This window comes from Bradyrhizobium elkanii WSM2783 (assembly GCF_000472865.1).
Classification (GTDB): domain Bacteria; phylum Pseudomonadota; class Alphaproteobacteria; order Rhizobiales; family Xanthobacteraceae; genus Bradyrhizobium; species Bradyrhizobium elkanii_A.
In genome coordinates, this window is the sequence record NZ_AXAP01000052.1 from 12,637 (window position 1) to 39,616 (window position 26,980).

At 64.5% G+C, this 26,980-nt stretch carries 26 protein-coding genes; 14 read left to right on the plus strand and 12 right to left on the minus strand.

Annotated elements, in window-relative coordinates; all coding sequences use genetic code 11:
- Positions 1-20: 20 nt before the first annotated feature.
- Together YY7_RS0133050 and YY7_RS0133055 are read right to left on the minus strand one after the other, a co-directional pair.
- On the minus strand, positions 21-830 hold the full coding sequence (locus YY7_RS0133050; protein WP_028166942.1) for a 3'(2'),5'-bisphosphate nucleotidase CysQ: 810 nt from the start codon (positions 828-830) through the stop codon (positions 21-23).
- Positions 817-2,202, minus strand: coding sequence for a TldD/PmbA family protein (locus YY7_RS0133055; RefSeq protein ID WP_028166943.1), 1,386 nt, complete (start codon positions 2,200-2,202; stop codon positions 817-819). Before YY7_RS0133055 ends, YY7_RS0133050 begins: the two co-directional genes overlap by 14 nt.
- A 249-nt stretch (positions 2,203-2,451) precedes the next feature.
- Between YY7_RS0133055 and YY7_RS0133065 the strand changes: the two genes are divergently transcribed.
- Complete coding sequence (locus YY7_RS0133065) at positions 2,452-2,976, plus strand: DUF6101 family protein (RefSeq protein WP_028166944.1); 525 nt, start codon at positions 2,452-2,454, stop codon at positions 2,974-2,976.
- 168 nt (positions 2,977-3,144) lie between these two features.
- Here YY7_RS0133065 and ubiA read toward each other — a convergent pair whose 3' ends face one another.
- Both ubiA and YY7_RS0133075 read right to left on the minus strand, forming a co-directional pair.
- Positions 3,145-4,071 (minus strand): 4-hydroxybenzoate octaprenyltransferase, encoded by a 927-nt coding sequence (gene ubiA, locus YY7_RS0133070; RefSeq protein WP_028166945.1) that lies wholly within the window; start codon positions 4,069-4,071, stop codon positions 3,145-3,147.
- On the minus strand, positions 4,068-4,748 hold the full coding sequence (locus YY7_RS0133075) for a hypothetical protein (RefSeq protein ID WP_028166946.1): 681 nt from the start codon (positions 4,746-4,748) through the stop codon (positions 4,068-4,070). The genes ubiA and YY7_RS0133075 overlap by 4 nt, the downstream gene beginning before the upstream one ends.
- Positions 4,749-4,947: 199 nt before the next feature.
- Here YY7_RS0133075 and YY7_RS0133080 point away from each other — a divergent pair, with 199 nt between their 5' ends.
- From YY7_RS0133080 to YY7_RS0133105, 6 genes are all read left to right on the plus strand, one after another.
- Positions 4,948-5,712, plus strand: coding sequence for a 16S rRNA (uracil(1498)-N(3))-methyltransferase (locus tag YY7_RS0133080; RefSeq protein WP_028166947.1), 765 nt, complete (start codon positions 4,948-4,950; stop codon positions 5,710-5,712).
- 184 nt (positions 5,713-5,896) lie between these two features.
- Positions 5,897-7,060: an ATP phosphoribosyltransferase regulatory subunit gene (locus tag YY7_RS0133085; RefSeq protein WP_028166948.1), complete on the plus strand. Its 1,164-nt coding sequence runs from the start codon at positions 5,897-5,899 to the stop codon at positions 7,058-7,060.
- A complete protein-coding gene (gene hisG, locus YY7_RS0133090; RefSeq protein WP_028166949.1) occupies positions 7,057-8,034 on the plus strand; it encodes an ATP phosphoribosyltransferase in 978 nt (325 codons plus the stop codon). The genes YY7_RS0133085 and hisG overlap by 4 nt, the downstream gene beginning before the upstream one ends.
- Positions 8,035-8,110: 76 nt before the next feature.
- Entirely contained in the window at positions 8,111-9,157 is a 1,047-nt protein-coding gene (locus YY7_RS0133095) for a glycosyltransferase family 2 protein (protein ID WP_028166950.1), read from the plus strand.
- Positions 9,154-9,999 carry a ChbG/HpnK family deacetylase gene (locus tag YY7_RS0133100; RefSeq protein WP_028166951.1) on the plus strand — a complete coding sequence of 282 codons (846 nt, stop codon included), beginning with the start codon at positions 9,154-9,156 and terminating at the stop codon, positions 9,997-9,999. Before YY7_RS0133095 ends, YY7_RS0133100 begins: the two co-directional genes overlap by 4 nt.
- Positions 10,000-10,169: 170 nt before the next feature.
- Entirely contained in the window at positions 10,170-10,997 is an 828-nt protein-coding gene (locus YY7_RS0133105; protein WP_028166952.1) for a DUF2076 domain-containing protein, read from the plus strand.
- 178 nt (positions 10,998-11,175) lie between these two features.
- On the opposite strand, the gene YY7_RS0133110 is transcribed toward YY7_RS0133105, so the two are convergent.
- Positions 11,176-11,967, minus strand: a complete 792-nt coding sequence (locus YY7_RS0133110; RefSeq protein ID WP_028166953.1) for a L,D-transpeptidase family protein — start codon at positions 11,965-11,967, stop codon at positions 11,176-11,178.
- Between the two features lie 304 nt (positions 11,968-12,271).
- On the opposite strand from YY7_RS0133110, the gene YY7_RS0133115 reads away from it, so the two are divergent.
- Entirely contained in the window at positions 12,272-13,060 is a 789-nt protein-coding gene (locus tag YY7_RS0133115) for a protein phosphatase CheZ (protein WP_028166954.1), read from the plus strand.
- Between the two features lie 286 nt (positions 13,061-13,346).
- Here the strand turns inward: YY7_RS0133115 and YY7_RS0133120 are convergent, their stop codons facing one another.
- Positions 13,347-13,862 (minus strand): hypothetical protein, encoded by a 516-nt coding sequence (locus tag YY7_RS0133120; RefSeq protein ID WP_028166955.1) that lies wholly within the window; start codon positions 13,860-13,862, stop codon positions 13,347-13,349.
- A gap of 345 nt (positions 13,863-14,207) precedes the next feature.
- Between YY7_RS0133120 and YY7_RS0133125 the strand changes: the two genes are divergently transcribed.
- Both YY7_RS0133125 and groL read left to right on the plus strand, forming a co-directional pair.
- Positions 14,208-14,504: a co-chaperone GroES gene (locus YY7_RS0133125; RefSeq protein ID WP_027580177.1), complete on the plus strand. Its 297-nt coding sequence runs from the start codon at positions 14,208-14,210 to the stop codon at positions 14,502-14,504.
- Between the two features lie 155 nt (positions 14,505-14,659).
- The gene (groL, locus tag YY7_RS0133130; RefSeq protein ID WP_028166956.1) at positions 14,660-16,297 is read left to right on the plus strand and encodes a chaperonin GroEL; all 1,638 of its coding nucleotides are present in this window, start codon (positions 14,660-14,662) and stop codon (positions 16,295-16,297) included.
- A gap of 113 nt (positions 16,298-16,410) precedes the next feature.
- Here groL and YY7_RS60860 read toward each other — a convergent pair whose 3' ends face one another.
- Complete coding sequence (locus tag YY7_RS60860) at positions 16,411-16,560, minus strand: hypothetical protein (protein WP_155255408.1); 150 nt, start codon at positions 16,558-16,560, stop codon at positions 16,411-16,413.
- Positions 16,560-16,901, minus strand: a complete 342-nt coding sequence (locus YY7_RS0133140) for a DUF1236 domain-containing protein (protein ID WP_028166957.1) — start codon at positions 16,899-16,901, stop codon at positions 16,560-16,562. Before YY7_RS0133140 ends, YY7_RS60860 begins: the two co-directional genes overlap by 1 nt.
- A 533-nt stretch (positions 16,902-17,434) precedes the next feature.
- Between YY7_RS0133140 and YY7_RS0133145 the strand changes: the two genes are divergently transcribed.
- Together YY7_RS0133145 and YY7_RS0133150 are read left to right on the plus strand one after the other, a co-directional pair.
- Complete coding sequence (locus YY7_RS0133145) at positions 17,435-17,638, plus strand: hypothetical protein (RefSeq protein WP_028166958.1); 204 nt, start codon at positions 17,435-17,437, stop codon at positions 17,636-17,638.
- A 187-nt stretch (positions 17,639-17,825) separates the two neighbouring features.
- Positions 17,826-19,025 carry a hypothetical protein gene (locus YY7_RS0133150; protein ID WP_028166959.1) on the plus strand — a complete coding sequence of 400 codons (1,200 nt, stop codon included), beginning with the start codon at positions 17,826-17,828 and terminating at the stop codon, positions 19,023-19,025.
- Positions 19,026-19,065: 40 nt separating this feature from the next.
- Here the strand turns inward: YY7_RS0133150 and YY7_RS0133155 are convergent, their stop codons facing one another.
- Complete coding sequence (locus YY7_RS0133155) at positions 19,066-20,175, minus strand: DUF937 domain-containing protein (protein ID WP_028166960.1); 1,110 nt, start codon at positions 20,173-20,175, stop codon at positions 19,066-19,068.
- Positions 20,176-20,210: 35 nt separating this feature from the next.
- Between YY7_RS0133155 and YY7_RS0133160 the strand changes: the two genes are divergently transcribed.
- Positions 20,211-21,269 (plus strand): hypothetical protein, encoded by a 1,059-nt coding sequence (locus tag YY7_RS0133160; protein WP_155255409.1) that lies wholly within the window; start codon positions 20,211-20,213, stop codon positions 21,267-21,269.
- On the opposite strand, the gene YY7_RS0133165 is transcribed toward YY7_RS0133160, so the two are convergent.
- Together YY7_RS0133165 and YY7_RS0133170 are read right to left on the minus strand one after the other, a co-directional pair.
- Entirely contained in the window at positions 21,266-21,676 is a 411-nt protein-coding gene (locus tag YY7_RS0133165) for an META domain-containing protein (RefSeq protein WP_028166962.1), read from the minus strand. The two genes, YY7_RS0133160 and YY7_RS0133165, sit on opposite strands and share 4 nt — an antisense overlap.
- A gap of 282 nt (positions 21,677-21,958) precedes the next feature.
- Positions 21,959-23,623 carry an L-lactate permease gene (locus YY7_RS0133170; RefSeq protein WP_028166963.1) on the minus strand — a complete coding sequence of 555 codons (1,665 nt, stop codon included), beginning with the start codon at positions 23,621-23,623 and terminating at the stop codon, positions 21,959-21,961.
- Positions 23,624-23,948: 325 nt separating this feature from the next.
- Here YY7_RS0133170 and YY7_RS0133175 point away from each other — a divergent pair, with 325 nt between their 5' ends.
- The gene (locus YY7_RS0133175) at positions 23,949-25,694 is read left to right on the plus strand and encodes an ABC transporter ATP-binding protein/permease (protein ID WP_028166964.1); all 1,746 of its coding nucleotides are present in this window, start codon (positions 23,949-23,951) and stop codon (positions 25,692-25,694) included.
- A 217-nt stretch (positions 25,695-25,911) separates the two neighbouring features.
- Here the strand turns inward: YY7_RS0133175 and YY7_RS0133180 are convergent, their stop codons facing one another.
- Positions 25,912-26,961 carry a TorF family putative porin gene (locus YY7_RS0133180; RefSeq protein ID WP_028166965.1) on the minus strand — a complete coding sequence of 350 codons (1,050 nt, stop codon included), beginning with the start codon at positions 26,959-26,961 and terminating at the stop codon, positions 25,912-25,914.
- Positions 26,962-26,980: the final 19 nt, after the last annotated feature.

The following is a 26,980-nucleotide window of genomic DNA, read 5'->3' on the forward strand; positions in this document are numbered from 1 at the left end:
AGTCCTTTGGCGCGCGGCGGTCAGCGCAACGGGCGGTTGCGAAAATGCTCGACAATACGTGCATGACGATCATGTCCCGCTGCCACCAGCACCCCATGCGCCAGCTCCCGGCGATTATACTCAATCGCATGCCCCGAGAGTGCCGTCATCTTACCATCCGCTTCCTGCACGATCAAATTCGCCGCCGCAAGGTCCCAATCGTGACTATTGCCGCCGGCGAAGGCCGCATCGAGCTCGCCATGCGCGACCCGGCATAGCCGGAGAGCCAGCGAACCGATTCGCGGATGCAGCGTGATTTCCTGCGTCGAAGGGCTCAATCGCTGCAGGAGCGGCTTCGGGCCGGCCATGCGAGAGAAATCGAGATCGGTGCCCGCGGTCACGCGCACCGCGATGCCATTGCGCGTGCTGCCCTGCCCGCGCGCGGCGAAAAAGAACTCCTTGCTGGCGGGTGCGAATACCGCCGCCAGTACGGGCGCGGCATTTTCAACCAGCGCCACGCTGACGCACCAGTCCTCGCGCCCGGCCAGATAGGAACGGGTGCCGTCGATGGGATCGACGATCCACACCATTCGCTTGCCAAGCCGTGCCTGGTCATCGGCGCTCTCCTCCGATAGCCAGCCATAATCGGGCGTTGCCGAGCGCAGGCGCTGCTCGAGCAGGTCATTGACCGCAATATCGGCCTCCGACACCGGCGATGAGGCGCCCTTGATCCAGTTCTTCAATTCGGTGCGAAATAGCGAGAGCGCCAGCGCCCCTGCTTCCCGCACCGCCTCCGCCAGCAGCGCGGCGTCGCGCGCCAGGATCCCGTCGTCCGTATCAGCGTCCGCCAAGCGTCAGTCCCTCGATGCGCAGGGTCGGCGCGTTCACGCTGTAGCGGAATTCCAGATCGTTCGCGGCGACCAGCGATTTGAACATCGCCAGCAGATGGCCTGCGATGGTCACTTCGCTGACGGCATAGGTAATCTCGCCGTTCTCGATCCAGAAGCCCGAGGCGCCGCGGCTGTAGTCGCCGGTCACGCCGTTGACGCCCGAACCGATCAGGTCGGTGACGTAAAAGCCCTGCTTGATATCGGCGATCAATTCCTTCGGCGTCGCCGAGCCGGGCTCGAGATGCAGATTATAGGCCCCCGGCGACGGCACCGAGGAGACGCCGCGATGCGCGTGTCCCGTCGTCACCATGCCGAGCTCGCGCGCGGTGGCGCAATCGAGCAGCCAGGTGGTCAGAACGCCGTCATCGATCAGGGCGGTCTTCTTCACCTTGACGCCTTCGGCATCGAAGGTCTGCGAGCGCAGGCCGCGCACCCGCAAAGGATCGTCGATGATGCGGATATTGCTGGCGAACAATTGCTGGCCGAGACGATCCTTCAGGAAACTGGTCTTGCGCGCGATCGATGCACCGTTGATGGCGCCGACGAGATGGCCGACGATCGAGTTCGCAACGCGTGGATCGTAGACGACGGGCACCTTGCAGGTCTCGACCTTGCGCGGATTGGTGCGCGCCACCGCGCGCTCGCCCGCCTTGCGGCCGACACTCGCAGGCGAAGCAAGATCGGATGCATGCAACGCGCTCGTGAAATCATAGTCGCGCTCCATGCCGGTGCCCTCGCCCGAGATCGCGGTCATCGAGATGCCGTGGCTCGAGCGCAGGTAGGAACCATGGAAACCGGTCGAGGTCACCAGCACCATGCCGCCGATGCCGGAGGAAGCCGACGCACCGCCGGATTTGGTCACGCCCTGCACCGCGAGCGCCGCCGCTTCCGCCTCGGTGGCGCGGCGTTCGAGTTCCGCGGTCGAGGGCACGTTGCGATCGAGCAGGTCGAGAGCGGGGAAGTCGCGCGCCAGCAGCGCAGGATCCGCTAGCCCGACATATTTGTCATCGGGCGCAACGCGCGCCATCGCGACCGCGCGCTCGGCAAGCTTGGCGATCCCGTCGCCAGTGACATCATTGGTGGAGACCACCGCCTGGCGCTGACCGACCAGCACGCGCAGGCCGACATCGTCGCCTTCGGAGCGCTCGGACTCCTCGACGCGCCCGTCGCGCACCTCGACGCCTTGCGAAACACCGCGCACCGCGATCGCATCCGCCGCATCCGCGCCGGCGCGCTTGGCGGCCTCGACAAGACGCTGCGCCAGTTCATTCAAAACCGACTGGTCGAACAGGTCGGTCGCGGACTTTTCGGCAAGCGATGGTGAAGGGTTCACGAACAGATTCCTGACATTGAAGGGCTCAACGCAGCGCGGCGCGCCAAACCCACCAAGTGGGCCGGATTTGCAGCGATTTCAAGCGTTTTGCCGCGCGATGAAGAAGAATTGCTCGAGCGCGGCAAGGTCTTGTCAAGCATGCGCGCCTTTGACGTCTCTTTAACCAGCCTTCTTAAGCTGATCGGGAAACGGCTGCGCTAAGGTCTCGCGCATCGACCGGGAACATAATCCCGGCGGGGAGATAAAGCCGTGAGGCGTCAAACAGCAACAGGCGGGGTCAACCCCGCCGGGTCGGGCCGTGTGCAACGGCTCGACCCGCTTTCTCTTCCGCTCAGCTTCCATGCGCAGGACGTCCGCGCGGATGGTGGCATGCGGCAGGTTGAACTTCACCACGAACGCGTCGTGCTGCGCCGTGCCGTCAAGGGCATGCGGATGGCGATCAATGTTCGCGTCTGCGACTTCATCGGCGTCGCGTTGCGCGATTTGGGCGACGAGCAGATGCTGACGCTCGTCCACCGCGATCCGTCGCTCGCAATCCCGCTTGGCGTCAGTTCCGATCGCGAGGAGATCGAAAGCGCCTGGCAGATGTGGAGCGACGTGCTCCGCCTGCCGCAACTCAGCGAGCAAGCGCCGCGCGAGCCTGCAGCCCGGCGCAGGCGCCGCAACGTCATCCACACGCGCCGCCCGCGCTTCCTGGTACGCCGCCGCCGTGGCCGCCCGCTCGATGCGGGGAATGTCCATCGCGGCGAACGCGAGATCATCGCGCGGGATTGAGCGCCACAACACACACCGTCATTCCGGGGCGCCGCGAAGCGGTGAGCCCGGAATCCATTTCAACACCAGCACATGCGGCCCGATGGATTCCGGGCTCGCGCCAAGAGGCGCGCCCCGGAATGACGAGAGAGTGGTGATTCGGCGCGCCCCGGAATGACCGGGGAAGCGTCAGCGCATCGCGGCATCAATCAGCAATCCGGCGAACAGGATGAGGCCGGCGTCGCGGTTGGACTTGAAGACGCGCAGGCACAAGGCGGGATCGCTGATGTCGAGCCGTCTGATCTGGATCGCCAGATGCAACGCGAAGGCGGCGAGGCCGATCCACGCGAACCAGTGCGCGCCAGCCAGCACGAGCGCTGTGCCGATCAGGACCACCGCGAGCGAATAGAACACCACGAGCGCCTTGTGCGTGGCCGCGCCGAACAGGCGTGCGGTCGACTTGATGCCGATCAGCGCGTCGTCCTCGGCGTCCTGATGCGCGTAGATGGTGTCATAGCCGATCACCCAGGAGATCGAGCCGGCATAGAGCGCAAGCGCGCCGAGATCAATGCGCTCGAGGATGACGGCGAACCCCATCAGAGCGCCCCAGGAGAAGGCGAGTCCCAGCACCACCTGCGGCCACCACGTGATGCGCTTCATGAAGGGATAGATTGCGACGATGACGAGCGAGGCGATGCCGGTCGCGACCGCAAAGCGATTGAACTGCAGCAGCACCACGAGACCGATCAGCGCCTGGGCGACCAGGAAGATCAGCGCCTGCGTCACGCTCACCTGCCCCGCCGGAATCGGCCGCGACCGCGTGCGCTCCACTTTCGCATCGAGATTGCGATCGGTGATGTCGTTCCAGGTGCAGCCCGCGCCGCGCATCACGAAGGCGCCGATGAAGAACAGAACGATGGCAAGCGGCAGCTGGTGACGGTCATGGGCGATGCCGGCGGCGAGCGCCGCCGACCACCAGCACGGCATCAACAGAAGCCACGAGCCGATCGGCCGGTCGAAGCGGGAGAGACGCAAGTAAGGCCGCGACCAGAGCGGCGCGTGGCTGTCGACCCAGTTGCCGGTCGCATCGGCAACGCGGGCGGTGACGTCGCTCATCGCGACAGCACGTTGCCGTTCAGCGTGTCAAAGGTGCTGCCGCCCTTGCGCGTCGGCACTGCTTCGGGCGCGGAGGCCGAGCCCAGCACTTCGCTCAAGGTCGGGCCAGCCGGACCGCGCGCCTGTTGCGTTGCCATCTGCTGCGCCACCGCGCAGACCTTCTTCTGCATCGCCTCGGTGTTCTTGTGGCCGTTCTGGAGCTGCTCGAGGATCTGCGGCGGGATTCCGCACTTCGCCGAGTTGTCCTTGACGTATTTCATCATCTTCAGCTCGGCCTGGCTGTAATTGCCGATCAGCTTGCAGGCCTCGTCGGGACCCGCCTTCTTTTCACCGGCGGCCTTGATCAGCTTGCCGCGCCGCTCGGTCTCCTCGCGCAAGGGGACGAAGCCCTTCATGCAGGCGTCCGACGGGCCCGCGCCCGCGGACTGGGAGGGTGGCGGTGCAAACCCGGCACCGCCGCCCCCGATCGGTGCCGCTCCCTGGCTCGGGAAGGCCGAAGGCGCCCCGATCGACGCGGACGGGGCCGCGCCGTTCACCGGCGGGAAGGGCGAGGCGTTGGCAGGCGCTGCGGCCTGCTGACCGGGCAGCGGCGCGGGAAACGCGCCCTGCGCAAAAACCTGGCCGGCGTGGAGCACCACGGCGGCGACCGTCAGCGACACCATCAGGCGGGTCATCAAGGATATTTCTCCGGCAGCCGGCTTCCAAACGAAGCACAATTTCCATGCGGCTTTTTACGATTCCAGCCGTTCCTTAACAACCCGTGGATTGGGGCAACAGCGCGGCGTCACGCCGCGCCATCGATCAAAAATAAGCTACAGATTCTAGCGCTTTAGGCTAAAAGCGCGGCCGAGTTGCGTGACGACGGAACATTAACAGATGCCGGACTACGACTTTCGCGCCCCTCGCCTGTTCGTCGATGCGCCCCTGCAAGCGGGCGAAATTGTCGCGCTGGACCGCGACCAGAGCAACTATCTCGGTAACGTATTACGGTTGAAGGCCGGCGACGCCATCCTGGTGTTCAATGGCCGCGATGGCGAATGGCAGGCCGAGCTCAGTGGCCGCAAGCGGGCGGACACGCTGACGGTCCACCGCCAGACCCGGCCGCAGGATCGCCTGCCTGACATCGCCTATGTCTTCGCGCCCTTGAAGCACGCCCGGCTCGATTACATGGTGCAGAAGGCGGTCGAGATGGGCACCTCGTGCCTGCGGCCGGTCCTGACCCGCTTCACCCAGGTTTCGCGGGTGAACGGCGAGCGGATGCGAGCCAATGTGATCGAGGCGGCCGAGCAATGCGGGATCACGGCCCTCGCCGAGGTCGCCGATCCTGTTACCCTCGAGCGCTTCCTGACCGAGCGTGCGGGCGACCGGCTCCTGGTATTCTGCGACGAGGCCGCCGATCTCGGCGATCCCCTGCAGGCCCTGCAACAGGGGGCCGCCACTGACGGCATCGACGTCTTGATCGGCCCGGAGGGCGGGTTCGCCGAAGAGGAGCGCACGCTGCTGCTGCGCCAGCCCAGGACCCTCCGGCTGTCGCTGGGGCCGCGGATCCTGCGCGCGGACACCGCAGGGGTCGCGGCGCTGGCCTTGGTGCAGGCGGCGCTCGGGGACTGGCGCCGTAGCCCGGGTGGAGCGCCAGCGTAACCCGGGACCAATGGCAAACGCCGAGGCAGATGTCCCGGGTTGCGCATTCGCTCCACCCGGGCTACGCGCTCATTAAGCGATTTGGCCGATGGTTGTCGAAACGACACTTTTGCCGTGCTAAGGGCTCGCCGCGAACCCTTAAAGCCACTCCGGGAACCCATTTTCGGGCGATTTGGACGTCGAGATGACCGTAACCGCCGCCACACGCGGTGCCGCCTCCTCCGCCGCATGGGCGGATGCACTGCTGTTGTCATTTGCGCAGGCCGGTTACATCAGGTCCGAGCCGGCGATCCTGCAACCGGCCGAGCCGTTCCTCGACCTCTCCGGCGAGGGGATCCGCAAGAGCCTTTACCTCACCACCGACGCCAGCGGCGAGGACCTGTGCCTGCGCCCGGACCTGACGATCCCGGTGGCGCGTGACTACCTCGCCTCGCCGGAGGCCGGAAGGCCGGCCGGTTTCAGCTATCTCGGCCCGGTATTCCGTTATCGCGGCGGCCAGCCCAGCGAGTTCCTGCAGGCCGGCATCGAATCATTCGGCCGGCAGGACCGCGCCGCGGCGGATGCCGAAATGCTGGCGCTGGCGCTGGAGGCGACGGCGGCGTTCGGACTGACCGACGTCGAGATCCGCACCGGCGACGTCGCCCTGTTCAATGCGCTCATCGAGACGCTTGGACTCTATCCGGTGTGGCGCCGCCGCCTGATCAAGGATTTCAACCGCAAGGTCAACCTCACCGAGGACATCGAACGGCTGACGCTGACCGGCGGCTCCGGCGGTAACGAATATCAGGGCGTGCTGGCCGCCCTTGCCGGCTCCGACCGCAAGGCGGCGCTGGCGCTCGTCACCGACCTGATGTCGATCGCCGGCACCACCAATGTCGGCGGCCGCACCGTCGCCGAGATCGCTGACCGCTTCCTCGAACAGTCGACGCTGAAAGCAGGCGCATTGCCGCGCGATGCGATCGCCACCATCAAGCGCTTCCTGTCGATTGCGGGCGAGCCGGACGAGGCCATCGCGCAACTGCGCGCATTGGCTGAAGACGCGAGGCTCGACCTCTCCGGCGCGATCGACGAGCTCGAACGCCGCGTCGGCTTCATGGCCGCGCGCGGCATCGATACCAGCAAGACGCGCTTCTCGACCTCGTTCGGGCGCGGGCTCGATTACTACACCGGCTTCGAGTTCGAATTGCACGCCAGGGGCAACGGCACCGAGCCGCTGGTCGCCGGCGGCCGCTATGATGGATTGATGACGCAGCTCGGCTCGGCTGAGCCGATCCCGGCGGTCGGCTTCTCCATCTGGATCGAGACGCTGACGCAACATGGCAAGCCTCGCGGCGGAGGCAAGGCATGAGCGCGCCCTTCGTTCTCGCCGTCCCGTCGAAAGGACGTCTGCAGGAAAATGCCGAGGCCTTTTTCGCCCGCGCCGGATTGACGCTGTCCAAGCCCGGCGGCGCACGCGATTATCGCGGCACCATCGCGGGGCTCGACAATGTCGAGATCGCCTATCTCTCGGCCAGCGAGATCGCCTCCCAGCTCGCGCGCGGCATGGTGCATCTCGGCGTCACCGGCGAGGACCTCGTGCGCGAGAGTATCGCCGACGCCGACAAGCGGGTGCACCTGATCGACGGATTGGGTTTCGGCTACGCCAATGTGGTGGTCGCGGTGCCGCAGGCCTGGATCGATGTCCGGACCATGGCCGATCTGGACGACGTCACCACCGGCTTCCGCGAGCAGCATCACCGGCGGATGCGGATCGCAACCAAGTACATCAACCTGACGCGAACCTTCTTCGCCTCCCGCGGCATCCTCGACTATCGCATCGTCGAGAGCGCCGGCGCGACCGAAGGTGCGCCCGCCGTCGGCACGGCGGAACTGATCGTCGACATCACCACGACCGGCGCGACGCTCGCTGCCAACGGGTTGAAGGTGCTCGACGACGGCGTGATCCTGCGCAGCCAGGCCAACCTCGTCGCCTCGAAAGACGCCGACTGGTCGACCGAGGCCCGCGAGGCCGCGCGCGTCATCCTGGACCACATCGCCGCCCGCGCCCGGGCCAACAAATATCGCGAGGTCCGCACCCGCTTCAAAGGATGCGATGCAGCATTGCTCGCGGAAGCCCATAGCCGCTTCGGCGTGGTCGCCCCGTTCGGCGGGCCGACGTCATCCGGCATGTTGACGCTGCACTGCCCACCGGGGCAGCTCTACGCGCTCGGCAGCTTCCTGCGCGAGCATGGCGCCGATACGGTGTCGGTGGTCTCGCTCGACTACGTCTTCGACCGCGACAATCCGCTGTTCGCCAGGCTCGAGGCCTTCCTGCGGCAATGAGGCGTCCGGTCCGTTCATCGTGGCGACAGCCGGCGACGGGTAACATATATATTCTTTAGAACCTGGAACCTGATCGATGACGCTGGGCTCTGACGTTTCCGGCCTGAACACCACCGCGACGAATGCCGCGGCGCAGGGGTTGTCGGTCGTCGTTCCCGTCTACAACGAGGCCGCGGGGCTCGCGCTGCTGCACGAACGATTGATCGGCCTCGCGCGGACGCTGAAGGATCGCTACGGACTCGCGTGCGAGGTCGTCTATGTCGATGACGGCAGCAAGGACAACACCCTTGCGATCGCGCGTTCGCTCATCCCCGACACACTGGATGTCCAGGTGGTGTCGCTGTCGCGCAATTTCGGCAAAGAGGCTGCGCTGATGGCTGGCCTCGACCATGCCCGGCGCGGCGCCGTGCTGTTCATGGATGGCGACGGCCAGCACCCGCCCAGCCTGGTCGAGAAACTGGTCTCACACTGGATCGATGACGGCTACGATGTCGTCTATACCGCGAAAGCGCATCGCGACAACGAGCCGTTCCTGCGCAGGCTCGCGGTGCACGGCTTCTATGCGCTGATCAACTGGGGCGCGCGGCAGAAGATCCCGGAAGATGCCGGCGACTTCCGCCTCTTGTCGCCGCGCGCGGTGGCGGCGCTGCGGCAATTGCCCGAGCGCAACCGCTTCTTCAAGGGGCTGGCGAGCTGGATCGGCTTCCGCCAGATCAGGGTCGACTACGAGCCGGCGCCGCGCGCGCATGGCGTCACCACCTTCAGCGCGACGCGGCTGATCGGCCTGTCGATCGAAGGAGTGACATCGTTTTCGGTAGCGCCGCTGCGCTTCGCGAGCCTGCTCGGCGTGCTGCTGGCGACCGCGGCGTTCCTGTTCGGGCTTTCGATCCTGTGGGAGGTCTTCACGACCGGCAAGCAGGTGCCCGGCTATCCCTCGCTGGTGATCGGGTTGATGACGATCGGCGGCGTGCAGCTCATCATGATCGGCATCGTCGGCGAATATATCGGCAAGATCCTGTCCGAGCTGAAGGCGCGGCCGATCTATTTCGTCGCCGAACATAGCGAGAAGCGCGCCGGCCCCGATGCGGCCGCCGCGGGCAGCGAACGGACCGCGGCCGAATGAACGATGCCGCGCAGCCGCGCCGGATCTGGCTCTGCGCCGACGATTACGGATTGAGCGAGGGCGTCAACCGCGCCATTCGCGATCTCATCGCGCGCGGCCGTCTCAACGCGACCTCGGTGATGATGGTGGGCGCGGCAATCGGCCGCGACGAAGTGGCGGCCCTAAAGCGCGTTGCCGCCGAAAGCCCGCGCTGCGCGGTCGGGCTGCACGCGACGCTGAGCGCGCCGTTCCGCCCGCTGACCATGCATTTCCGACCCGTTAATGGCGGGCTGTTCCTGCCCTTCCCGAAAATGTTGCGCGCCGGCCTGCTCCGGCGGCTCGATCGCGAGATGATCCATGCCGAGCTCGTCGAGCAGCTCGCGACCTTCAAGGACATGTTCGGCCGCGCGCCTGACTTTGTTGACGGCCATCAGCATGTGCAATTGTTTCCGCAGGTGCGGGACGCCTTCTTGCGCGCCGTGAAGGACGCCGCGCCCGAAGCCTGGGTGCGCCAGGGCGGACGCAGCCAGCCGTTATCGCAACGCTTGCGGTCGCCGAAAGCACTGGTGCTGGACACGCTGAGCGCGCAGTTCAGGAAGCGTGCACGACGCGCCGGCATTGCCTTCAACCCCGCTTTTGCCGGCGCCTATGATTTTTCGAGATCGCCCGATTTCGGTCCCCTGATGCGACAGTTTCTCGAGGGACTGCCCGACGGCGGGCTCGTGATGTGCCATCCCGGCTTCGTCGACGAGACGCTGAGGGAGCTCGATCCGCTGACGACCCAGCGCGAAAATGAGCATGCCTACCTCGGCAGCGAGCACTTCCCGCAATTGCTGGCGGCGAACAATGTTACGCTCGCCTGAGCATGATCCGGAAAAGTGAGTACCGGTTTTCCGAAAAGATCGTGCGCAAAGAGAAATCCGCCGGTCGTTTTGTCGCATACGCAAATTTAATTCGCGGCCCCACTCCTTGCGCCACAAAGGCGGCCCTACATGTTCCGCGCTTCGACGCAATCGACGCGATGGAGAAGGCCATGACCCCGCAAGAACGCCAATTGATCGACGATCTCTTCGACCGGCTCGCCAAGCTGGAGAACGCCCCGCGTGATCCGGAGGCGCTGGCCGCCATCTCGGAAGGGCTGCGCAAGGCGCCCAACGCCGTCTATGCGCTGGTGCAGACCACGCTGGTGCAGGACGAGGCGCTGAAGCGCGCCAACGACCATATCCAGCAATTGGAAGCAGAACTCGGCGGTGGACCGCAGCAGCAGGGCCAAGGCGGCGGCTTCCTCGATTCGATGCGCGATGCGATCTTCGGCCAGAACCAGAATCAGCCGCGCGGCTCGGTTCCGCCGGTGCGCCCGCCGGAGGCTGGCAGCCGCCCTGCCTGGAATACTGGCCAGGCACTGCAGCAGGCGCAGGGTCCTGGACCGTATGGCCAGCCGCCTTACGGCCAGCAGCCCCAGCCCTATGGCGCGCCACAGGCGGGTCCGTTCGGCGGTGGCGGCGGCTCGTTCCTCGGCACCGCTGCGGCGGCCGCCGCCGGCGTGGTCGGTGGCTCGCTCTTGATGAACAGCATCCGCGGGCTGATGGGCGGTGGCGGCGGTCACCAGGCGTTCGGAGACTCCGCAAGTCTCGGCGACAACAAGCCGTGGGGCAATGACCAGTCGGGCGGCAATCTTGCGCGCGATGCCGGCGTCAACGACATCGGCTCTGGCGGGCGCGACAACGACTCGCGCTCCGGCCTGTACGATCAGGCGTCGAACAACAACGACAACAACAATGACGACGACGGCTATGGTCCCGACGATGACGACGATGGGTTCGATGACGGCGGCGACGACGGTGGCAGCGACTACGCGTAAGCCGCACGCAAATTCCAAAGCAGAACGGCCGCTCGAGTGAGCGGCCGTTTCTCTTTCGTCGTCCCTAACCACAGGAAGCTATTGTGGCGCGAGCAAGCTGTTGCAGCAGGGCACACCACAAACGCCTGTGATTATGGGTCCCGGGTCTGCGCTTCGCTTGCCCGGGACGACAGCATCGCTAGATCACGATCACCCTGGTGCCGACGTTGACGCGACCATAGAGATCGATGACGTCCTCGTTGCGCATGCGGATGCAGCCGGAGGACACGTTGGTGCCGATGGTCCAGGGCTCGTTCGAGCCGTGGATGCGATAGAGCGAGGAGCCGAGATACATCGCACGCGCGCCGAGCGGATTTTCCGGTCCGCCCACCATGTGCCGCGGCAGATCGGGACGGCGCGCCAGCATTTCCGGCGGCGGCGTCCAGTCCGGCCATTCGCGCTTGGCGGAGATCGTCTTAACGCCCGACCAGGTGAAGCCGGGGCGGCCGACGCCGATGCCGTAGCGCAGCGCCTTGCCGTCGGCCTGCACGAGATAAAGGAACTTGTTCGGGGTATCGACGACGATCGTGCCCGGAGCTTCCTTGCCGTCATAATCGACAAGCTGCTTCTCGTATCTCGGATCGAACGGCCGCTGCGCGGGATCGGCCGCCTGCTCCTCGCGCATCATCGGCTGCTGCGGATCCATCGGCGGCAGCATCGTGCGCCGGCCACCATAATAACCCGGCTGCTGCTGATAGATCGGCTGCTGCTCGTAGGGTTGCGGGTAGCCCTGGTCGGGACCGTCGCCGAACAGGAATTCGATAAAGCCGCCGCCGAGGCTGGAGGCCCTGCGCACCGGCTGAAGCGGCGCCTGGTAGGAATAGATCACGGTCGGCCCGGCGAGCGGCGCGCCATCGATCGCAAACGCCTGATGCGGAGCGGCAGGCAGGAAGGACGCGCCGGCAACAAGCGCAAAGAATGTTTTCTTCATCGACGTACTCTGTACTGTTTCGTCAATCGTCAGCAGCACTCGGCGTGAGGCGCCGTGGCATGCGACCAATCAAAATCAAAACCGCATCGGTTTGGTAAACGTAACCAGCGTTTGGATTCACCACGTCGACAATCGGCGGCGGATTTCAAAAGTAGCGTTTATTTTGCTTAAATTCGTAGGCGTCATGGTTAATCCCCGGTATGCGGCGCGACGCGAAACGCCGTTGCAAAACACTCCCGTGTGAACTCCCTATTAAATCGCTTCTGCGTAGAACAGTGGGAGTGAAGGGGGCGGGAACAGTCTCATGTCAGTTAGTCGCAAGCGTTTTCGTGTTGAACAAGCCATTATGGGCGACATGCCGATGCCGGCACCGGTTACGGTGGAAGGCGGTGAAATCGGTCCAATGCATCGGGAGATCATGGCGGAGCTTCGATCCATCCGCGCGCAGATGGCGCTCGGCGTCCACGCCCAGCGTCCGGTCGCAGCCGAAGCCACCGAGGCGGCGGTGGCGCGCGAGGTCGCCGAAGCGCATGCGCTGCTCGACACCTATCGGGCACAGATCGAGCAATGCGAGAAGCTGAAGGTCGAGCTCGACCTGATCCACGATGCCATCAACCGCACCAAGCGCGAGATCGCGGCGCTGCACGGCAGGGGCTTCGATGGCCCGGAGATGGCCAAGGTGAACGGCGAGCTCGGGGCCGTCGTCGGCGGCACCGAGGAGGCGACCCAGCAGATCCTCGAGGCGACTGAGGCGATCGACCAGGCCGCCACCGCGCTGACCAAGGTCGCCTCGCCCGAACAGCAGAAGCTGCTTGCCGAGGATATCCAGGAACGTGTGGTGACGATCTTCGAGGCCTGCAATTTCCAGGACCTCACCGGCCAGCGCATCAACAAGGTGATGAACACGATGAAGTTCATCGAGCAGCACATCAATGCGATGATGGATATCTGGGGCGGTGTCGACGCCATCAAGGCGCACGCGCCGCCGATCGTCGACACCCGCGAGGGCGACGCCCGCCTGCTCAACGGCCCGAAGCTCGACGGCGACGTGGGTCACGCCTCGCAGGACGATATCGACGCGATGTTCGACTGAGCGGACAGGTCGCAGGGAACAACGCAAGACGCCGGCGCGATGCCGGCGTTTTTTTATGCGCGGCGGCGCCCCCTCTTCCCTTCTCCCCTTGTGGGAGAAGCTGGCGCGAAGCGCCGGATGAGGGGTTGTCTCCGCGGGCGATAGCGTTCGCGGAGAGAATCGCTCACCCAAATGAGTCCAGTTCTGGCAGCGGAGCTGCCCTCTCCCACAAGGGGCGAGGGCACATCAACCAGCACCGCCGCATATAGCCCTCCTTGTAAGGGGAGAGGGCACAGCAATTGGCACTTCACGCCCGTGGCGCGCAGCGGACGTAGACCATGTTGCCGTAGCGGACGGCGGCGTCCTTGTCGACGAAGCGGGTGACCATGACGCGGCCGTCGAAGGAGACGATCTCGCGGTCCTGCTCGCCGCCGGAGGGCCCCGGCGGGCCGATATAGTTCTTGCCGCTCGGAGAGCCCTTCAGACGCAGCTCCTGGGGGGTGGCCTGGTCTGCGAGATGCATGATCACGCCGCCGGACTGGCCGGCGCCGATCACGTAAGGCTGCTTGCACTGGTCGCGCGCCATCTTCTCGGTGCGGGCGCGGTCCGCCGGATTTTGGTAGGAGGCCAAGCCCCAGCGGCCGACGATCTCGTCGGAACGAATGGTGGCGGGCATTTCCGGCGCCAGCTCCGGTTCGGGCCCAGGCCCCGGGTTGGATGACAGCGACGGCAGGTTGACGCTGCTGCACGCGCCCAACAGAAGCGTCAGCGCCGAGACGGTCGCAAATTTCGCAACCGCGCGCGCGTCACCTGATCCGATCATCCGTATTCCCCCGAAATATCCTTGGGTCGCACCTTTGGGCCGCACCCGTCCTGCAGCCAAGCTTAAAACGTAAGGCAGAGCAATGACGTCGAAACGATGACGTGAGAACTCCAACCTGGGCTCTGATTTGATTTGGTTGCAGCATCCTATATTGGCCTCACCAAGGCCTTAACCACTTTGCTTGACAGGAAAGGCGCCAAGCCATATTCCCCGCCCCACAATTAGCACTCTGGCGCGACGATTGCTAATGCGCTGGATATCCTGCCCGCGAGCCATCGACCGGCCGGCATTCAACCCCGGCCTCGATGAACGAGACCTGAAACCGAGCCTCCAAGAGGAAACGTCATGGCTAAATCCAAATTCCGCCCGCTACATGACCGTGTCGTGGTCAAGCGCATCGAAGCCGAAGAGAAGTCCAAGGGCGGCATCATCATCCCCGACACCGCCAAGGAAAAGCCCTCTCAGGGCGAAGTCACCGCCGTCGGGCCGGGCGGCCGCGACGAGACCGGCAAGCTGATCCCGATCGACGTCAAGGTCGGCGATCGCGTGCTGTTCGGCAAATGGTCGGGCACCGAGGTCAAGCTCGACGGCGAGGAACTCCTGATCATGAAGGAGTCCGACATCATGGGCGTGCTGGTCTAACGCAACTTAGCGGAGCGGCCGCAACATCCACATGCCATGCCCGGGCCTGACCCGGGCATCCATCGATCTTCAAGAGCGATGGATTGCCGGGTCAAGCCCGGCAATGACGACAAGGGTGTGCGGCCCAGTGCCCTCAATCATTCCAGGAGCAAGATATGGCTGCCAAAGACGTTAAATTTGCCGGAGAAGCCCGCGAGCGAATGCTGCGCGGCGTCGATGTCCTTGCCAATGCGGTAAAGGTCACGCTCGGCCCGAAGGGCCGCAACGTCGTCATCGAAAAGAGCTTCGGTGCCCCTCGCATCACCAAGGACGGCGTCACCGTCGCCAAGGAGATCGAGCTAGAGGACAAGTTCGAGAACATGGGCGCGCAGATGCTGCGCGAAGTCGCCTCCAAGACCAACGACACCGCGGGTGACGGCACCACCACCGCGACCGTGCTGGCGCAGGCGATCGTGCGAGAGGGCGGCAAGGCGGTTGCTGCGGGCATGAACCCGATGGACCTGAAGCGCGGCATCGACCTTGCCGTCGCCGCCGTGGTCAAGGACCTCGAGAAGCGCGCCAAGCCAGTGGCCGCCTCTTCCGAGGTCGCGCAGGTCGGCACCATCTCGGCCAATGGCGACACCGCGATCGGCAAGATGATCGCCCAGGCCATGCAGAAGGTCGGCAATGAGGGCGTGATCACGGTCGAGGAGAACAAGTCGCTGGAGACCGAGGTCGACATCGTCGAAGGCATGAAGTTCGACCGCGGCTATCTCTCGCCCTATTTCATCACCAATGCCGAGAAGATGACCGCCGAGCTCGAGGACGCCTACATCCTCCTGCACGAGAAGAAGCTCTCCGGTCTGCAGGCGATGCTGCCGGTGCTGGAAGCTGTCGTGCAGTCCGGCCGTCCGCTCTTGATCATCGCCGAGGACGTCGAGGGCGAGGCGCTGGCGACACTGGTGGTCAACCGCCTGCGCGGCGGGTTGAAGGTCGCCGCCGTCAAGGCGCCGGGCTTCGGCGACCGCCGCAAGGCGATGCTGGAGGACATCGCGGTCCTGACCGGCGGCCAGTTGATCTCCGAAGAGCTCGGCATCAAGCTCGAGAACGTCACGATCAAGATGCTCGGCCGCGCCCGCAAGGTCGTGATCGACAAGGAGAACACCACGATCGTCAACGGCGCCGGCAAGAAGGCCGACATCGAGGCACGCGTCGGCCAGATCAAGGCGCAGATCGAGGAGACCACCTCCGACTACGACCGCGAGAAGCTGCAGGAGCGGCTGGCCAAGCTGGCCGGCGGCGTCGCGGTGATCCGCGTCGGCGGCGCAACCGAGGTCGAGGTCAAGGAGAAGAAGGACCGTGTCGAGGACGCGCTGAACGCAACCCGCGCCGCGGTGCAGGAAGGCATCGTGCCCGGCGGCGGCGTGGCGCTGCTGCGCGCTAAGAAGGCGGTCGGCCGTCTCTCCAACGACAATTCCGACGTCCAGGCCGGCATCAACATCGTGCTGAAGGCCCTCGAAGCCCCCGTACGCCAGATCTCGGAAAACGCCGGCGTCGAAGGCTCGATCGTGGTCGGCAAGATCCTCGAGAACAAGTCGGAGACCTTCGGCTTCGATGCCCAGACCGAGGAATATGTCGACATGGTCGAAGAAGGCATCATCGACCCCGCCAAGGTTGTGCGCACCGCGCTGCAGGACGCCTCCTCGGTCGCCGGCCTCCTGGTGACGACGGAAGCCATGGTCGCCGAACTGCCGAAGGAGCCGGCGCCTGCGATGCCGCCCGGAGGCGGCGGTATGGGCGGCATGGGCTTCTGAGCCCCTCTAACAATCAAATCAAAAGGCCGCCTTTGGGCGGCCTTTTCGTATCCGGATTAGAACATATTCGGTTCTGATTGCATCAGAACCGAATCGCCGCCGAGTACTTCCTGTCAGGCCAGGCTGATGGCGGCGAATACCAGGCAGGCGACGTAGACCATGGCCAGGCTCACGCCCACGATCCTGGCCTCGCGATGAGATTCCAAAATTTCCCTCCATCGGAAGAGATAGAGGCCGCCGTAACGGCAGCCTCTATCCTGCATCAATCAATTTCCTGAACGACGGTGCGCGTGCCGGGATCCACCAGCATCACGCGGTCCCCGGAATACACATAGCGATACTTCGTGAGCGATGGTCCCCAATCGGACGGCACCGCCGCGAGCTCGACATCACTCGGCACCGTTCCGCCGACGACGATCTTTTCCTTTGTCGTCACGGGACGAACCTTGTGCTCGGTGACGTAGGTCTTGATTCTGGTGCGGTACTCTGGCTCGATCTGAACCGTTGCACGTCCGGCTCCGGTCGTAGTCGTCACGGTGCTCTGCGCGAGCGCACCGCTCGACATCAGAGCGATAGCCGCGGAAAGCAAAAGCATCTTCCTCATCTGGATTCTCCTCGCCGCGACATGCGGCGCTCAAAGAACTTCATGGACTCGCACAAGTTCCGGGGTGCGCAGAGCGAATTTCCATTTTATCCCGATATCGATTTGCCAAGGAGCATCCGACTGATCGGACGATTAGCAATGAAAATTGTTGATTTTTACAATCACCGCATCTGCTCTTGCCGGAGGACGCCGCGGCGATTTTTCCGATTTTTCCCACTATTTCAGCGGCGCGACGAATCCACCACCAAATGTCGGGGTTGCGATCATCAATGGCCATGATGAACGCCCGGACTGCTGTTCACCCTAACTATCGCAGTGGAGATTCCGTTCCCTTCGGCGGGACGTAAGCACACGATGCGGCATTCTTCGACCCGCACAAGCGCGAGGCTGCGATCGGCGTTGCCGAGGGAACTGCAGCCCGGGCTCGGGAATTCAATGAACCTGATCGTTGCAGGATGCACGAGCGCAGCGGGCAAGCCTGCCATCGCGCGAGCAGCGTCGTGGCTGTTATTTGCATGATTGTTGGAGAATGCATGGCTGGCCCGGATGTGGCTGACAAGGGTATCGGCGGCGAAGCCGATTGGGCAGCCAAGCTGAAGAACGAAACGGACGCGTGGCGTCGGCGTCGCATGGTGCCGTCGCAGCAGTTGACCCCGGGCGGAATTCCGGTCGTGCGCCGCCTGAAGCGGGAGCGAGCAAACGCGGGAGCCGTTGCGGCTCACCCCTTGTCCGGTTAGCCCACGACTTTTTTCAAGTTGGGAACGCCCCCATCCCAGCAGTCCGCAACCGGGTTGCCCGCCCCCACCCGCGTCCCCCTGAAGGCGGCTGCGCATTTTTGGGTTACGTCACCACCGCGGCCTTCTTTTTCACCAAAGGTTTGCTAGTTACGGCGTTGGCGATTCTGTTCCTCAAGGGGATCCTCATATGCGCGCCCTGCTCTGCTGCCTCGTGGGCCTCCTCACGGCCTCTTCGGATCTCGCTCTTGCCCAGATGAAGCTGCCGTCCAAGACGGCGCCGGGCACGACCGAGACGCGCTATTTCACCGCGATCGACGGCTTGATGGAGGGCAATGCCGACGCGGTGCTGAAGGAAACCCGCCAGGGCAAGAACGTCACCGCGGCGGTCCTCGACGTCTGCTACCCCGCGGAAAAAGGTTCCGACCGCAAGGACCGCTTCGTCGTCAACCTCGCCGTCAATGGCCAGAACCTGAGCGGCACAACGCAGACCCTGAATGACAAGTCGCCCGTCACGGTGAAGCTCGTGCGCAAGCCGACCGGCGACAGTTTCGAATTCCGCGGCCAGATCACAATCGGCCAGGCGGTGACGGAAGTCGCCTCCTCCGACAATACCGACCTTTCGGAGCGGGAATTTCAGGAGAGCCAGACCACCGATGACGGCATCACGCCAGCACCGAAGGACTTTACCGAGGTGTCTCCCGAATCCGTCGGCGTGCGCGTCAAGCTCGACGCGGCGCTGGACTTGCTGAAGAGCCTCAAGGGCCAGGCCGTCGAGGTCGGCCTCTCGAGCCTCGCCATCACCTGCGACGCGCTGCGCGCCGGCGAGCAGACCATCAACCTCACCGTCGATCCGGAACAGGCCTCGGCCCTGGTCGCCAAGGCCAAGGCGACGCCGGGCGTGGTCGCGGCCGGCTGGACCACCGGCAGCGTCGAGATGGACCGCACCATCCGCTTCGCCGCCGCCGAGTGGCTCAGCGGCGACAAGATCAACAGGGACAAGATCGCATCAGCGATATCGGGCGTACTGAGCAAGACGCTGGCGGCAAAGCCGACGGGAGCGTCATGGAACGCCAACACCGGCAAGCTGAAATTGACCTTCAAGCGTCCGAGCCAGGTCTATCCCGCGCTCGGCCTCACCGAAACCGTCGAGATCTCGGCGCTGGTGTCCTCGGACAAGCCCGGTGCGTCGGACAGGCTGATGCTGTGGGTCTCGAGCCCGGTGGTCACCACCGCCGATGAGGGTTCAGGTCCAAAGCTGAACCTCTCGGAAGACTCCGTCGGCGACGAGGAAGGCGGCGAGCCGCCCGACGACAACGGCTCGATCGAGGCGCTGGCGAAGGAATTCAAGGCCCAGCGCTGGGATGCCGACAAATCGGCGTGGAAGTAGCGGCCACGCGGCGATATGTGACTGGCTTACCGCGCGCAGCTCAGACTCGTGCGAGCGAGTCCAGTTTTCCGTGAAGATCATCAATCGCCGGCTTCGCGACGGGACCAACACCTGGAATCGCCATCACCTTGTCGCACATCTGATTGATCGAAGGTGTCACCACGACGATCAGTTTGGCGAGTGCGCTTCGTCCTTCCGGAGGCAGCTTTGCAGCTCGCGCGTTGACATCGTTCAACTGTGCTACCGCCTCGTTGATCTTGGGCAGGGCCGCTTGAGCGGTAGCCACGTCTGTGACGCCCGATAGCGCGGACTTCAAGGTGTTGACGGACGAATCGACCTGGCTGGCCAGGTTCACCCCGTCGACGGTCAAATTCGCGGGCGCCACGCCCACGGTCCCGGTTGCGGGGCGCGTTGCGGCGGGTTGCTCGGCGACAGTCTGTTCACCCGGGCGCTGCGTTGCGTACCAGAGAAGACCGCCGAGCACGACGAGGCCGGCCAGCCAATAGGGCCACTGCGCCATCGTGTTGCTTGGCGTGTAGCGTGTAGAAGCCCCGGCGACGCGGCTCGCGGCCGCCGAAGCTCCGCTGCGCACGCTCTCCCCCGCCCTGTCAATGAGACCGGCAGCGCTCAGTTGATCGGCGAGACCAGATGGAAGCGCCGCAGTGATCTGGTCCTTTTGCGAGGCGAGGAGCGATGTCAGCCCGCTCGCCTCCATGCCGGTGCTGCGTTGATGCTGCCCCAACGCCCCGAGGACGACAGGGCCAAGCATGCCGGTCAGCAACTTGCCGGAGCCCTCGCCGATGCCAGCGAACTTCGCGACGGCCTGAGCGATCGTGTCCAGCGCCCGGCCGCCAAACAGGCCGGCCAGCATCGCCGATCCGCTCTCCGCGAGCGCCGCCTGGCCAGGACCTGCCATCGCATTCTTCAGGCTTTCAAGCGCTCCAGGCTGCTGCTGCGACAATGCGCTGGACAACTGACGAGCGCCACCGGGGGTGGAGGCCACCTCGGACAAGTTCGCGAGCAGTGCGGGGACGGCACCTCCTATCGCCTTTTGTACGATGTCTCGATCAAGTCCCAGAGATGACGCGATCTTGGCGATCAGGTCAGGAGTCAGACATTGCATGACAACAGAGACGAGGTTCACAGCCATGGCGATCTCCATCGTTACGACGCGGTTGAGACAGGATGACTGACAATCATCACGTCGCATGCCCACGTCAGAGATTTCGATTCCGGCTGTCAGGCGCTGGGCAAAATTATCGGGGCGAACTAGCAGATTTCCGTGCCTGCCAACCGACTTTCCCACTGCGCGCGCATGTCCGCCCCAAAACTCGCAGCTGTCTAATCACAAAACGGAGAGCCGTGAAGGTTGATAGCCGCTGGCTCGACAGCCTGACATGGAATTTTGGCTGCTCCATTTGGGATGGCCGGCTGCCGGGGCAGCGATCGGAGCGGCATCGCGACGCAGTTCATTCGGCCTGGTCGTTAAGGTTCGATTCAATTTCCGGGAACATCATCGCTCAGCCGAACGTGGGTCACGCCATGCAAGTCCACGAGCCGAGTACCCTTGGAAACTGGTCGGGGAATGTGGCTGACGGCGAGTTGCCGGAGCAGCCGGCGCGCCTGTCGGATTTCCTGCAGCAAAATCGCGATGACGTTCTGGTGGTGCGGGGGCCGTACGGCGATTGGGCGCGCACCATTGCGCTGCCTGCGATGGCACTGGTGGCAGCCTTTGGGTTGGGATGGGCCGGCGGTCTGAATTGGCCGGAGTTCGCGAGCACGCTCGGGATCAGCTCGGTCGCCCAGAAAGTCACGTCTTCGCCTCGAACCGCTGAAGCAAGACCGGGCGGCAGGATCGAAGGCACCAAAAAAGCAACATCCACGTCAGATCTGCAGGCAGTAGCCCCCGCTGTCGTAGGAAGCATTCCCAAGCCTTTACCCGCGAGCACTCACCTGGCTGCGCGCACTTCAAACCCGTTCGCCTCGCAGGCAAATGCGAGTCCCTCCGGCGCGGCGCCGGCGAGGCCACCTTTGGCGCCGGCACCGGAAACGAGACCGACCACCATATCGGGCTGGACGGTTGTCGATGTCCGCGACGGAACCGCCGTTCTCGACGGGCCTGACGGCATTCGGATGGCCGCGCGCGGCGACACGATACCCGGGCTCGGGCGTATCGAAACCATCGTGCGCTGGGGTAACCGCTGGATCGTTGCCACGGCTAACGGACTGATTGCGGCGCCTTAATTCGTGTTGAGCCGGAAGCGCAGCGTCTTCGAGCCGGTCAAGGTGACGAGGTCACCCTGACGGCGCCAGGTCGCGGTGTCGCCGAGCGCCGCAAGCAGATCATCGTCGGCCTGCGCCCGCTCAGGCGGACAGTTGCGATTCTCCATCGCGCCGGGAACGAAGATGATGGTGTTGCCGGCCACCGAGAACTGGCCCTTGCCGCCCTTGCACCAGAGTTCCAGCACCACCTCGCCATTGTCGCCGATCTCGAGCGAAGGGATGCGCTTGGAGCCGGGCATGCGCGCGGCATCGAGCGACATTTCGAAGCCGAAGGGAAACTCCTCGTCGGCGCGCGCCGGACCTGCCGCGACCGCGGTCGCGAGCAGCGCGAAGACAAAGACCGTGCTCTTGCAAATCCGTGAAACCATCAACTCTCTCTGACACTGCCCCATCGGCCGTTCGGAGACGAGTTGGTAGCCCGGGTGGAGCGGAACGTGCAACCCGGGATATCCGTGTCAGTGTTTGCGAGCGGACCCGGGTTACGCTGGCGCTTCACCCGGGCTACGAGTTCGATCCACCTCCCCTTGTTGAAAAGGGGAGGTCGGTTTGCCCAACGCGCAACCGGGTGGGGATCCGGTCTCTCCGCGAACGCCTGCGCCCGTGGCTGACCCCTACCCCGCCGTCCCCTGCAGGGGGAGGGCGACGAGCGGCTACTTCAGGACCATCTCCGTGAACGGGTAGACATAGGCCTGCAGCGTCACGAACAGGCCGACGAGGCAGGCCAGCACGATCGAGTGCAGGAACACATAGCGCAGGATCGAGCCTTCATGGCCGTACCAGTTGGTCGCGGTGGAGGCGACCACGATCGATTGTGCGTCGATCATCTTGCCCATCACGCCACCCGAGGAGTTGGCGGCGGCCATCAGGATCGGCGACAGGCCCAATTGCTCGGAGGTGATCCTCTGCAGGTTGCCGAACAGCACGTTGGAGGCGGTGTCCGATCCGGTCAGCGCGACGCCGAGCCAGCCGAGCAGCGTGCCGAAGAAGGGATAGAGCACGCCGGTTGCGGCGAAGGCCAGGCCGAGCGTGGCGTCGACACCGGACAGCCGCGTCAGCGTACCGATCGCAAGCATCGCCGAGATCGTGATCAACGAGATCGCGCACAAGCGGATGGTGCGGCCATATGCGGTGATCAGCTTCAGCGGCGAGAAGCCCATCAACAGACCCGAGATGATCGCCGCGATCAGCATGCCCGTGCCGGTGAAGGACAGCCAGGTGAAGCCGAACACCGCGCTTTCCGGCGTCGGCTTGGCGGCGACAGGCGGCATCTTGTTGATGAGCTTGTCGAGCTCGGGCACCGGATAGTTCCAGACGAAATTGGCGTTCGCCCAGGTCTTGAACGCGCCGTTGCCCCAGACCAGCATCAGGATGCAGACGATGATCCATGGCAGCAGTGCGCTCCACAATTCGCCTTGCGTGAGCGGCGTCTTGTCCAGCGTCTTCGGCGCCGCCATGGTCGCGGCCGATTCATCGTGGCCGCGCAGCGCCGGTGACAGCCAGAGTTGCCGCGGCTGCCAGACGCGGAGGAACAGGATCAGGCAGCCCATCGAGATCAGCGAGGCGCCGATGTCGACGATCCAGGGATTGATGAAGTTCGAGATCACGAATTGCGGGATCGCGAAGGAGACGCCGGTGACCAGGATCGCTGGCCAGACGTCCTTCATGCCACGCCAGCCGGCAAATGCGCACACCACCCAGAACGGCACGATCAGGGAGAACAGCGGCAATTGCCGCCCGACCATCGCGCCAAGCACATAGGGGTCCAGCCCGGTGACCGAGGCGAGACCCAGGATCGGCGTGCCCAGCGCGCCGTAGGCGACCGGTGCGGTGTTGGCGATCAGCGACAGGCCGGACGCCGCGAGGGGCGAGAAGCCAAGGCCGATCAGGATCGCGCCTGTGATCGCGACCGGCGTGCCGAAGCCGGAGGCGCCCTCGAAGAACGCGCCGAAGGCGAACGCGATCAGCAGCAGTTGCAAGCGCCGGTCCTCGGTGACGCCGCCGACCGCGCGCTTCAGGAGCTCGAATTTCCCGGTCGCCACCGTGATCTGGTAGAGGAAGATGACGTTCAGCACGATCCAGCCGATCGGGAAGAAGCCGGTCACCACGCCGAGCAGCGTGGCGCGGATCGACATGTTCGGGGGCATGGTGAAGATGAAGATCGTGATCAGGTTGGTCACGATCACGGCGATGATGGCGGCGACATGCGCCTTCACTCTGCCGCTGGCGATCAGGACCAGCAGCGTGACCACGGGAACGGCGGCTGCGATCGTCGACAGCGCGGCGTTGCCGAGCGGGTTGTAGATTTGGTTCCACATTTTTGTTGTTCCTCCCCAAGGTTTCCCGGTGGCGGCTTCCCGCCGGCGGCTTGCGTCGGCTCGCCGCGGGCATAGACCCGGCGCGCCGGGTGCAATCAAAGATCATGTGGTGCGAAACAGGCCTGCACGAGTCGGCACAGCCAAACGCTCACAACCTCGCGAAATCAGAAAGTCCGCCGCCCCGCGTCGCCTTGGCATGCTAGGGTCAACCATCATGCTGCGACAAGTGGACGCTGACCGAGGAGCCCACGACTTTAGTCTGAAGGTTCCCTGATTGTCCCGTTTTTTCAAGCCTTTGTAGGCGATCCCCCGGAGACGGTAATCTGTGAACAACATTCGTTCGACGCTCGCGACGGTCTGGCGCATTGCAGCGCCTTATTTCAACTCCGAAGACAAATGGGCCGGCCGCGGCCTGCTTGCCGCGGTCATCGCGATCGAGCTGGCGCTGGTCGCCAACGATGTGTTGCTGAACCAGTGGCGCAGTCGTTTCTACAACGCGCTGCAGGACCACGACTGGGACGGCTTCGTCCGCGAGCTCATCGTGTTCTGTGTGCTCGCCACAGTCCTCACCGTGCTGTCGATCTATCAGCTCTATCTCAACCAGTGGCTCCAGATCCGCTGGCGCCGCTGGATGACGAGCAAATATCTCGGCGAATGGCTGCATGATGCCAACCACTACCGCATGCAGCTTCAGGGCGATGCGGCCGACAACCCTGACCAGCGCATCAGCGACGACGTCAAGATGTTCGTCAGCCAGACGCTGGGACTCGGCATCGGGCTGTTGAGCTCGATCGTGACGCTGGCGTCTTTCGTCGTGATCCTCTGGGGCCTGTCGGCGGCGGCGCCGCTGCATCTGTTCGGCAGCGACGTGTCGTTCCCCGGCTATCTGGTGTGGGGCGCGCTGGTCTATGCCATCTTCGGCACGATTCTGACACAGTGGATCGGCTCGCCGCTGGTGCGGCTTGATTTCGATCAGCAGCGGCTGGAGGCCGATTTCCGTTTCAACCTGGTGCGGGTCCGCGAAAACTCCGAACAGATCGCGCTGCTCAAGGGCGACCGCGCCGAACGCGAGCAGCTATCGACGCGCTTCGGCAGCGTGGTCTCCAACTGGTACGGCATCATGAGCCGGACCAAGCGGCTGACTGCGTTCACGCAGAGCTACTCGCAGGCCGCCGTGGTGTTTCCCGTCATCCTGTCCGCGCCGGCCTATTTCGCCAGCAAGATCCAGCTCGGAACCGTGATGCAGATCCTTGAGGCATTCGGCAAGGTGCAGGATGCGCTGTCGTTCTTCATATCGGTCTATCGCACCATGGCGGAATGGCGTTCGGTGGTCGCCCGTCTCGACGGCTTCGAACGATCGATCGCGGAGGCGGAAAGGCTCGCGACCGACCCCAGCGCAGTCAAAGCGGCCCCCGCGGCGAGCGATGCGATCGCGCTGCAACAGCTTCTGGTGCGACTGCCCAACGGCGCGCCGTTGGTCTCAACGACCGAGCTCAAGCTTCGTCCTGGCGAACGCACGCTGGTGACCGGGCCGTCCGGCGCGGGCAAGTCGACGCTGTTCCGGGCGGTCGCCGGCATCTGGCCGTTCGGCAGCGGCTCGATCGTCATCCCCGAGCAAGCCTCGCTGATGATGCTGCCGCAGAGACCTTATTTCCCGATCGGCTCGCTGCACGCGGCGATCGTCTATCCCGCCGAAGCAGAAAAGTTCAGCGCCGACAGGATCAGGGAAGTGCTCGGCCAGATCGGACTGCCCCAGCTCGCTTCACGGCTAGAAGAAGAGGGACACTGGAACAGAATGCTGTCGCTCGGCGAGCAGCAGCGCCTGGGGCTGGCGCGCGCGCTCTTGCATGCACCCGACTACCTGTTCCTCGACGAGGCCACCGCCTCGCTGGACGAGCCCTCGGAAGCCGCGCTCTATCGTTTGCTGATGGAGGAATTGCCGGCCACCACGATCGTCTCGATCGGCCACCGCTCGACGCTGGAGGAATTCCACCAGCGCAACATCGCGCTGGTCCGCGATGGCGACCGGTTTGGGTTGCGGGACGCGACCAAGGTCGCGGCGTCGTCCTAAAGCAGGATACGCACGTCGCGTAGCCCGGGTGGAGCGGAACGCGCAACCCGGGACACCTGCATCAGCGTCTACCGGCGGTCCCGGGTTATGCTGGCGCTCCACCCGGTCTACGAGGCTACAGGACGCAGTTGGCCCTGCTCGCGCAGCACGCGCCGCCCCGCTAAATGAAAAGGGCGGCGGATTGCTCCGCCGCCCTCTTGATCCACGTGTATGGAGCTTACTTCAGGTTCGAGATCGCGGTCAGGTCAGCCGAGAGCTTGGCGATACCCGTGGCGCCGCACCAGTTGGAGCTGAAGCCACCCGGGTTGATCGGGGTGAAGCTGCCGTCGAAGCGGGCGGTGTAGTCGCTGGTGAAGGCGTTGCAATTACCCTTCGAGAGGTTGGTGTCGGTGTAGCGCAGGTCCAGCGTGAACACTTTGTAGGTGAAGCCGATGCCGATATTCCAGGTGTTGTAGCTCGGCTCCGGGATACCGCCGGGGAACGGTCCGCCGCCAAGCGGGCTGGCAACGGTGGTGCCATAGAAGGAGTCGGAGGTGCCGAGCCACTGCCGACCGAACTCGCCCGAAATGTACATGCCGACGCCGGAAGAACCGAAGATGGTCGAGGGCGCGGTCCACTTGGCGGTGACCGACGCGTAGTTGCCCCAGGCGCCGAGGTTCAGGAAGTTCGGCGAGTAGTACTCGTTGAATCCAACCGCCCACTGGTCGTTGATGTTGATGTTGAGCTTGGCGTAGCCTTCATAGAAGCTCGCGCTCTTCTTGGCGAAGTTGCCGTTGATCGGCAGACCACCCGTGATCGGGTCTGAATTGCCGAACGGGCTGGCGGCGCAGCTCGAGTCCGACCCCGGAATGCCGGAGCCCGGGAGCGCTGCGGAATTGAAGCACGAGCCGCCCGGATACAGGTAACCCCAGACACCGAAGTCGAAGGCGAAGATGCCGAAGGTCGGGCGGATACCGCCGTAGATATCGATCTCGGCCGCGGCGCGGTTCGGGAAGGAGATGCTCTCACCAGCGGCGCCGATGTAGAGCTGCAGGTCCTTGGTGACGTTGTAGCGCGGTTCGAAGTAAGCCGCGACCGAAGGCTTGTGGTTCGACTGGGTGATGCCGCGGAACACGTAGTCGCTCATCAGTGCAGCGCCGAAGGCGAAATCCCAGGGTTCGAACGCGGGCGGCGGCGGCGCCTTGACGGCCTTCACCGCCATATCGGCAGCCATTGCCGAGCTTGAGAACACTGCCAGCGCCGTTGCTAACAAGGCCAGTTTCTTCATGAAGAATCCCCACACGTTC

What these genes read in the sequence shown, in the direction of transcription:
- YY7_RS0133125 (WP_027580177.1), top strand. Translation starts at nt 14,208, where the DNA reads ATGGCTAAATCCAAATTCCGCCCGCTACATGACCGTGTCGTGGTCAAG.
- YY7_RS60860 (WP_155255408.1), bottom strand. Translation starts at nt 16,560, where the DNA reads ATGCAGGATAGAGGCTGCCGTTACGGCGGCCTCTATCTCTTCCGATGG.
- YY7_RS0133105 (WP_028166952.1), top strand. Translation starts at nt 10,170, where the DNA reads ATGACCCCGCAAGAACGCCAATTGATCGACGATCTCTTCGACCGGCTC.
- YY7_RS0133170 (WP_028166963.1), bottom strand. Translation starts at nt 23,623, where the DNA reads ATGTGGAACCAAATCTACAACCCGCTCGGCAACGCCGCGCTGTCGACG.
- YY7_RS0133085 (WP_028166948.1), top strand. Translation starts at nt 5,897, where the DNA reads ATGACCGTAACCGCCGCCACACGCGGTGCCGCCTCCTCCGCCGCATGG.
- ubiA (WP_028166945.1), bottom strand. Translation starts at nt 4,071, where the DNA reads ATGAGCGACGTCACCGCCCGCGTTGCCGATGCGACCGGCAACTGGGTC.
- YY7_RS0133160 (WP_155255409.1), top strand. Translation starts at nt 20,211, where the DNA reads ATGACTGACAATCATCACGTCGCATGCCCACGTCAGAGATTTCGATTC.
- YY7_RS0133145 (WP_028166958.1), top strand. Translation starts at nt 17,435, where the DNA reads ATGGCTGGCCCGGATGTGGCTGACAAGGGTATCGGCGGCGAAGCCGAT.
- YY7_RS0133155 (WP_028166960.1), bottom strand. Translation starts at nt 20,175, where the DNA reads ATGGCTGTGAACCTCGTCTCTGTTGTCATGCAATGTCTGACTCCTGAC.
- YY7_RS0133080 (WP_028166947.1), top strand. Translation starts at nt 4,948, where the DNA reads ATGCCGGACTACGACTTTCGCGCCCCTCGCCTGTTCGTCGATGCGCCC.
- hisG (WP_028166949.1), top strand. Translation starts at nt 7,057, where the DNA reads ATGAGCGCGCCCTTCGTTCTCGCCGTCCCGTCGAAAGGACGTCTGCAG.
- YY7_RS0133180 (WP_028166965.1), bottom strand. Translation starts at nt 26,961, where the DNA reads ATGAAGAAACTGGCCTTGTTAGCAACGGCGCTGGCAGTGTTCTCAAGC.
- YY7_RS0133115 (WP_028166954.1), top strand. Translation starts at nt 12,272, where the DNA reads ATGTCAGTTAGTCGCAAGCGTTTTCGTGTTGAACAAGCCATTATGGGC.
- YY7_RS0133095 (WP_028166950.1), top strand. Translation starts at nt 8,111, where the DNA reads ATGACGCTGGGCTCTGACGTTTCCGGCCTGAACACCACCGCGACGAAT.
- YY7_RS0133165 (WP_028166962.1), bottom strand. Translation starts at nt 21,676, where the DNA reads ATGGTTTCACGGATTTGCAAGAGCACGGTCTTTGTCTTCGCGCTGCTC.
- YY7_RS0133120 (WP_028166955.1), bottom strand. Translation starts at nt 13,862, where the DNA reads ATGATCGGATCAGGTGACGCGCGCGCGGTTGCGAAATTTGCGACCGTC.
- YY7_RS0133140 (WP_028166957.1), bottom strand. Translation starts at nt 16,901, where the DNA reads ATGAGGAAGATGCTTTTGCTTTCCGCGGCTATCGCTCTGATGTCGAGC.
- groL (WP_028166956.1), top strand. Translation starts at nt 14,660, where the DNA reads ATGGCTGCCAAAGACGTTAAATTTGCCGGAGAAGCCCGCGAGCGAATG.
- YY7_RS0133100 (WP_028166951.1), top strand. Translation starts at nt 9,154, where the DNA reads ATGAACGATGCCGCGCAGCCGCGCCGGATCTGGCTCTGCGCCGACGAT.
- YY7_RS0133150 (WP_028166959.1), top strand. Translation starts at nt 17,826, where the DNA reads ATGCGCGCCCTGCTCTGCTGCCTCGTGGGCCTCCTCACGGCCTCTTCG.
- YY7_RS0133110 (WP_028166953.1), bottom strand. Translation starts at nt 11,967, where the DNA reads ATGAAGAAAACATTCTTTGCGCTTGTTGCCGGCGCGTCCTTCCTGCCT.